This is a genomic window from Mesorhizobium sp. M7A.F.Ca.MR.362.00.0.0, assembly GCF_004023175.1.
GTDB lineage: Bacteria > Pseudomonadota > Alphaproteobacteria > Rhizobiales > Rhizobiaceae > Mesorhizobium.
In genome coordinates this window covers 1-6,533 of sequence record NZ_RZTF01000361.1, presented here as the reverse complement: position 1 = coordinate 6,533, position 6,533 = coordinate 1, and the positions used below count along the sequence as shown (strand labels likewise).

The window sequence follows — 6,533 nt, the reverse complement described above, 5'->3', positions numbered from 1 at the left end:
GCGCACGTCGATCCTCAAGCTTGGACCGGAACAGTTGCGGATCTTGGCGCCGGCGGCGATTGCGCTGGCCAAGGCGGAAGGCCTTGACGCGCATGGACGCTCCGTCGCCATACGGTTGAACATGTAGGCGGCGATGTCTGGCCCCGATCAAACCCGCGCCAGGCTGATCGATGTCGAACTCGATGAATCGATCGGCCGGTCGACACCCGATGTCGAGCATGAACGCGCGGTGGCGATCTTCGACCTGATCGAGGAGAACAGTTTTCAGCCCGTCAGTGACAGCGGCGACGGCCCTTACCGGCTGAAACTGTCGCTGGCCGAGCAGCGCCTGGTGTTTGCCGTGGCGCGCGAGGATGGCACCGCCGTCGTCACCCATATCCTGTCGCTGACGCCGCTCAGGCGCATCGTCAAGGACTATTATATGATCTGCGAAAGCTACTACGACGCCATCCGTTCCTCGACGCCGAGCCACATCGAGGCGATCGACATGGGCCGCCGCGGCCTGCACAATGAAGGTTCGCAGACGCTGATGGACCGGCTGTCCGGCAAGATCGACATCGACTTCGATACGGCGCGCCGGCTGTTCACGCTGGTCTGCGTACTGCACTGGCGGGGCTAGCCCTGGCACCCGGCGCCCTGCCCCGTTCGATCCTGTTCCTGTGCGGCATGAATGCCGTGCGCTCGCCAATGGCAGAGCAACTGGCGCGCCGCATGCTGCCGGCCACCGTCTTTGTCGCTTCGGCAGGCGTTCGCGCCGGCGAGCGCGATCCATTCGTCGATGCGGTGCTTGCCGAAGACGGTCTCACGCTGGGCGAGCGTCACCCAAGGACGATGGACGATCTCGAGGACGACTATTTCGACCTCATCGTCACGCTGGCGCCGGAAGCGCACCACGCCGCACTTGAACTCACCCGCTCGCTCGCTGTCGAGGTCGAATACTGGCCGACGCCGGACCCGACCGACGCCAGCGGTACCCGCGAACAGATCATGGCTAGTTATCGCGACGTGCGCGAGCGGCTGAAGGTGCGCATAGGCCGACGTTTTCTGCTTCCAGGAGCAAAAAACGCGACGGATTAAGCGTGTTCACAAGCGGACGATTATCATATAGGTTCCGCCGAAATTCCGGCCAGGGTGCTGGAACTACCATCCAAGCAAAGGTATCGAATGCCGAAGGAAGAAGTCCTCGAGTTTCCGGGTGTCGTGACGGAATTGTTGCCGAACGCGATGTTCCGGGTAAAGCTCGAAAACGAACACGAAATCATCGCCCATACGGCCGGCCGCATGCGCAAGAACCGCATCCGCGTGCTGACCGGCGACAAGGTTCTGGTCGAGATGACGCCATACGACCTGACCAAGGGCCGCATCACCTATCGTTTCAAGTAAGCAAAGCCCGACTGGTCCGCGATGAGCATTTTGCAGAAGCTGGTGCTTGCCTCGGGTTCGCCGCGCCGGATCGAGCTCTTGCAGCAGGCCGGCATCGAGCCGGACCGCGTGCTGCCGGCCGATGTCGACGAAATGCCGTTGCGTGCCGAGCATCCGCGCTCGCTGGCCAAGCGGCTGTCGAGGGAAAAGGCCGAAAAGGCGTTCGCCTCGCTGCAGACCGAAGCCGACTACGCGCCGGGTTTCGTGCTGGCCGCCGACACGGTGGTTGCCGTCGGACGGCGCATCCTGCCCAAGGCGGAAACCCTCGACGACGCCGCCAACTGCCTCGGGCTGTTGTCGGGCCGTTCGCACCGGGTCTATTCCGGCATCTGCCTGATCACCCCGGGTGGCAAGCTGCGCCAACGGCTGGTCGAGACGCGGGTGCGTTTCAAGCGGCTGCCGCGCGAAGAGATTGACGCCTATGTCGCCTCGGGCGAATGGCGCGGCAAAGCGGGTGGTTACGCCGTCCAGGGCCTCGCCGGCGCCTTCGTCGTCAAGCTGGTCGGCTCCTACACCAATATCGTTGGCCTGCCGCTCTATGAGACCGTCGCGCTGTTGAGCGGCGAGGGCTTCAAGGTGCATGGCGGCTGGCTGGCGGGACCCCGGCTGTGAATTCCGATCCCAAAGTCACGCCCTTGCGCCCGAAGCGCCCCTGCCCCGAATGCGGCAAGCCCTCGGCGCGCGACACCTTCCCGTTCTGCTCGACGCGCTGCAAGGACATCGACCTCAATCGCTGGCTGAAGGGCGCTTACGTCATCAAGGCTCGCGACGACGAGGAAGAAACGGACCCCGACGATTCGAAATGAGCCGGGCGCCGCCGATCAGGCGGCGGCCTCGCTCTTGCGTTTCGTCCGCGCCCAGGCAGGCAGCCAGTCACCGTGGGCGGCCAGGAGATCATCGACCAGGGACCAGATCTGGTCGAGATCGAGTTCGGCTGATGTGTGCGGGTCCATCATCGCCGCATGATAGATGTGCTCGCGGTTTTCCGTCATCAGCGCCCGCACCGTCAGTTCCTGCACGTTGATGTTGGTGCGCATCAGCGCGGTCAATTGCGGCGGCAGCTCGCCGATATAGGTCGGCTGGATGCCGGAGGCATCGACCAGGCACGGCACTTCGGCGGCACAATCGCGGGGCAGCGAGGTGATGCAGCCATTGTTGCGGACATTGCCGTAGATCACTGACGGCTCGCCGGTCCAGACCGAATTCATGATCGACGAGGCATATTCCTTGGACTGCTCGACTTCGATGCGATCGGCCGAGCGATAGGCCTCAGCCTGTCCCTTCCAGCGCTCGATCTGTTCGATGCAGCGCTTGGGATACTCATCCAGCGGGATGCCGTACTTCTCGATCAGGTCGGGGCGCCCTTCCTTGATGAAATAGGGCGTGTATTCGGCGAAATGTTCCGAGCTCTCGGTGACGAAATAGCCGAGCCGGGTCAGCATCTCGTAGCGCACCTTGTTGGGGCAGCGCGGGTTCCAGCCGGGCTTGGGCGCGCGGCCTTCGCGATAGGCGCGCACGAGATCTGGGTAGAGGTTGCGGTAGGAACCGTCCGGCTGGCGATGCTCGAACTTCAGGTAGAACGCCATGTGGTTGATGCCGGCCGAGCGATAGCGGATTTCTTCGTAGGGAATGTCGAGGTCTTCAGCCAGCTCCATCGCCGTGCCCTGCACCGAATGGCAGAGGCCGACCTGCCTGATGTCGGGATATTTCTCCGATATCGCCCAGGTGTTGATCGCCATCGGGTTGACATATTGCAGCATGATCGCCTGCGGGCAGACGGCGAGCATATCTTCACACACCTTCCACAGATGCGGCACGGTCCGGAGGCCCCGCATGATGCCGCCGACGCCCAGCGTGTCGGCGATCGTCTGGCGCAGGCCGTATTTCTTCGGCACCTCGAAGTCGGTGACCGTGCAGGGCTCATAGCCGCCGATCTGGAAGGCGACGACGACGAAATCGGCGTCGGCCAGTGCCTTGCGCTGGTCCGAATGGGTCTCGGTCTTCGCCTTGACGCCGAGCGTCGCGATCAGCTTGTTGACGACGATGGCGCTCTCTTCCAGCCGCTGCGGATTGATGTCCATCAGCGCGATCGTCGCGCCCGAAAGCGACGGCCGCTGCAGCACGTCGCCGACAATGTTCTTCATGAACACCGTCGAGCCGGCCCCGATGAACGTGATCTTGGGATTTCTTGTCATGCTAACCTCCGGCACATTTTCAGGCCACGTCGAAAGCGGCCCTGACGAGCCGTTCGGTGTAGGCGGTCTTGGGATTGGACAGGACGTCGTCGACGGGACCCTGCTCGACGATCTTGCCGTTCTGCATGACGATCACGCGGTGGCACAGGGCGCGCACCACCTTGAGGTCGTGCGAGATGAAGAGGTAGCTGAGGCCGCGCTCGTCCTGCAGCTTGCGCAGGAGGTCGATGATCTGCGCCTGGACGGAGAGGTCGAGCGCCGATGTCGGCTCGTCGAGCAGGATGAATTCGGGTTCGAGCGCTATGGCGCGGGCGATGGCGATGCGCTGCCGCTGGCCGCCGGAGAATTCATGCGGAAACCGCGACAGTATATCGCCCGGCATGCCGGCGCTGACCAGCGCGTCGCGCACCCGTTCGACCCGCTCGCGCCGCGTCGCCCCTATGCTGTTGACGATCAGCCCTTCCTCGATGATCTGGCCGATCGTCATGCGCGGGTTGAGCGAGGAGAACGGATCCTGGAAGACGATCTGCATGCGCGAGCGCAGCGGCCGCATCTCGGCACGCGATAGGCCATGGATCGGCTTGCCGTCGAAATGGATCTCGCCGCGCTTGGCGTCGATCAACCGGAGCAAGGCCTGGCCGAAGGTGGTCTTGCCGGAGCCGGATTCGCCGACCAGCCCCAGCGTCTCATGGCGACAGAGTTTCAGGCCGAGATCGTCGACAGCGACCAACTCTCGCCAGTCCGGTTTCAGGAAGGTGCCGTGGCGCAGCATGAATGAGACGCCCACGCCGCTCGCCTCCAGGATGGTGCCGCAGCCCTCCGGCAGCGGCTTCGGCTGCCCATGCGGCTCGGAAGCCAGCAGCCGCTTCGTATAGGGATGCCGTGGGTTGGCGAACAGCCGTTCGGTGACGTTGTGCTCGCACATTTCGCCATGCTGCATGACATAGACGTAGTCGGAGAACTGGCGCACCACGGTCAGGTCGTGGGTGATCAGGATCACCGCCATGCGCAGCTCTTTCTGCAGGCTGCGGATCAGGTTCAGGATCTGCGCCTGGACGGTGACATCGAGCGCTGTGGTCGGCTCATCGGCGATCAGCACATCGGGATTGTTGGCCAGCGCCATGGCGATCATCACCCGCTGACGTTGCCCGCCCGATAGCTGGTGCGGGTATTGCTTGAGCCGCGCGGCGGGATCGGGAATCTGCACATGCTGCAGAAGTTCCAGTGCGCGCGCCCAGGCCTGCTTGCGGCTGACTTTGCGATGCACCCGGATCGCCTCGACGATCTGGCTGCCGACCGTATAGATCGGGTTGAGCGAGCTCATCGGCTCCTGGAAGATCATCGAGATGCGGTTGCCGCGCAGCTTGCGCCGGGCGCTCTCGGGAAATTTCAGGATGTTTTGCCCGTCATAGCAGACGCTCGATCCGGGGGACACGGTGGCGCGCCGCGACAGAAGGCCCATGACGGTGCGCGCCGTCACCGACTTGCCCGAACCGGATTCGCCGACGATGGCGATCGTCTCGCCGCGATAGAGCTGAAACGAGATGTCCTTGACCGCGTCGACGACGCCATGCTCGACCTTGAAGGCCACGGCGACGTTGCGGGCATCGACGATGGGCTGGCCCTGGCGTTCGTCATAGTCATGACGGACGGTTGGTGCGAAGGATTCGGCGAGCGCTACGGACATCGCAGGCACCTTAATAAGGGTCGACGGCGTCACGCAGGCCGTCGCCAAGCGCGTTGAAGGCAAAGACGGTGACGAGCACGAAACCGACCGGCGACAGGATCCAGGGATAGGTGCCGATGACGGAATAGGTCGCGGTGTCCTGCAGCATCAGACCCCACGAGATCAGCGGCGGCTTGACGGCGAAGCCGAGGAAACCGAGGAAGGATTCGAGCAGCACCACGGTCGGGATCGCCAGCGTCACGGCGACGATCACATGACTCATCACATTGGGGAAGATGTGCTGCATGATGATGCGTCGGTCGGTGGCGCCGACCGCCATGGCGGCGCGCACATACTCGATCCGCGCCAGCGCCAGCGTCTTGCCGCGCACCTCGCGCGACATCTGCGCCCAGCCCAAGGCCGACATGACGATGATGACGAAAGCCAGGAAGACGTTGGTGGGAGCGGTGACCGGGATCAGCGTCGTCAGCGCCAGATAGAGCGGCAGCTGCGGGAAGGCGAGCACCAGTTCGACGAAGCGCTGCATCCAGACATCGAACCTGCCGCCAAAATAGCCGGAGACCATGCCGACGGTGGTGCCGATGACGGTGATGATGAAGACGACCGTCAGCGCGATCATCAGCGAGACGCGCGAGCCATGGATGGCGCGCGACAGCACGTCACGGCCGAACTTGTCGGTGCCCAGGAAATGCACCGGCTGGCCGTCCAGCGAGCCGAACAGATGCCGGTCCGCCGGCAGCAGCCCGAACAGCTTGTAGGGCGCGCCATGCACGAAGAAACCAAGCAGCCTTGGATGGTCGTAGTCGGGACCGACGACGGGCTGGAAAGTGACCGGATCGAGGTCCGCCGAATCGGCCAGCGCATAGACCCTCGGCCGTGCGGTGAAACCGCCGTCTCCGTCATGGAAGCTTGGCACCTGCGGCGGAGCGAAGCCGACATCCGTGACCTTCGGGTCCATTGGCGCGATGAACTCGGCGAACACGGCCATCAACAGCAGCAGCACGACGAGCCAGAGCCCGGCCATGCCGGTCCAGGAGCGCTTCAGCCGGCGCCAGACAAGCGCGATATAGCTTTCGTTACCGCGCGCCGGTTTGGCGACGATGGGACCTTCGGCCGGCAGCGGTGGAGGTGATGGATCGCGCGCCAGCATCTCAGCGCTCCCCGAACTGGCGCACGCGCGGATCGAGCAGGACGAGCAGCATGTCGGCGATGATGTTGCCGACGATCAG

The 6,533-nt window shown here is 63.8% G+C and carries 9 protein-coding genes; 6 read left to right on the top strand and 3 right to left on the bottom strand.

What is annotated here, in order from left to right; all coding sequences use genetic code 11:
• The 6 genes from EOC06_RS45210 to yacG form a co-directional block, all read left to right on the top strand.
• On the top strand, nucleotides 1-127 hold a 127-nt coding region (locus EOC06_RS45210), incomplete at its 5' end, for a histidinol dehydrogenase (protein WP_164898807.1).
• 6 nt (nucleotides 128-133) lie between these two features.
• Entirely contained in the window at nucleotides 134-619 is a 486-nt protein-coding gene (locus tag EOC06_RS29915) for a UPF0262 family protein (protein WP_127271901.1), read from the top strand.
• Nucleotides 607-1,077: a low molecular weight phosphatase family protein gene (locus tag EOC06_RS29910; protein ID WP_081738604.1), complete on the top strand. Its 471-nt coding sequence runs from the start codon at nucleotides 607-609 to the stop codon at nucleotides 1,075-1,077. Before EOC06_RS29915 ends, EOC06_RS29910 begins: the two co-directional genes overlap by 13 nt.
• An 87-nt stretch (nucleotides 1,078-1,164) precedes the next feature.
• The gene (infA, locus tag EOC06_RS29905; RefSeq protein ID WP_006200926.1) at nucleotides 1,165-1,383 is read left to right on the top strand and encodes a translation initiation factor IF-1; all 219 of its coding nucleotides are present in this window, start codon (nucleotides 1,165-1,167) and stop codon (nucleotides 1,381-1,383) included.
• A 21-nt stretch (nucleotides 1,384-1,404) separates the two neighbouring features.
• On the top strand, nucleotides 1,405-2,034 hold the full coding sequence (locus EOC06_RS29900; protein ID WP_128309489.1) for a Maf-like protein: 630 nt from the start codon (nucleotides 1,405-1,407) through the stop codon (nucleotides 2,032-2,034).
• Nucleotides 2,031-2,228 (top strand): DNA gyrase inhibitor YacG, encoded by a 198-nt coding sequence (gene yacG, locus EOC06_RS29895; protein WP_127269085.1) that lies wholly within the window; start codon nucleotides 2,031-2,033, stop codon nucleotides 2,226-2,228. The genes EOC06_RS29900 and yacG overlap by 4 nt, the downstream gene beginning before the upstream one ends.
• Nucleotides 2,229-2,243: 15 nt before the next feature.
• Here yacG and EOC06_RS29890 read toward each other — a convergent pair whose 3' ends face one another.
• Genes EOC06_RS29890 through EOC06_RS29880 form a run of 3 tightly spaced genes read right to left on the bottom strand, consistent with a single transcriptional unit; the run spans nucleotide 2,244 to nucleotide 6,454 of the window.
• Nucleotides 2,244-3,617: an alpha-glucosidase/alpha-galactosidase gene (locus EOC06_RS29890; protein ID WP_128309488.1), complete on the bottom strand. Its 1,374-nt coding sequence runs from the start codon at nucleotides 3,615-3,617 to the stop codon at nucleotides 2,244-2,246.
• A gap of 19 nt (nucleotides 3,618-3,636) precedes the next feature.
• Nucleotides 3,637-5,304: an ABC transporter ATP-binding protein gene (locus tag EOC06_RS29885; RefSeq protein ID WP_128309487.1), complete on the bottom strand. Its 1,668-nt coding sequence runs from the start codon at nucleotides 5,302-5,304 to the stop codon at nucleotides 3,637-3,639.
• A 10-nt stretch (nucleotides 5,305-5,314) separates the two neighbouring features.
• Nucleotides 5,315-6,454: an ABC transporter permease gene (locus EOC06_RS29880; RefSeq protein ID WP_128309486.1), complete on the bottom strand. Its 1,140-nt coding sequence runs from the start codon at nucleotides 6,452-6,454 to the stop codon at nucleotides 5,315-5,317.
• Between the last annotated feature and the right edge of the window lie 79 nt (nucleotides 6,455-6,533).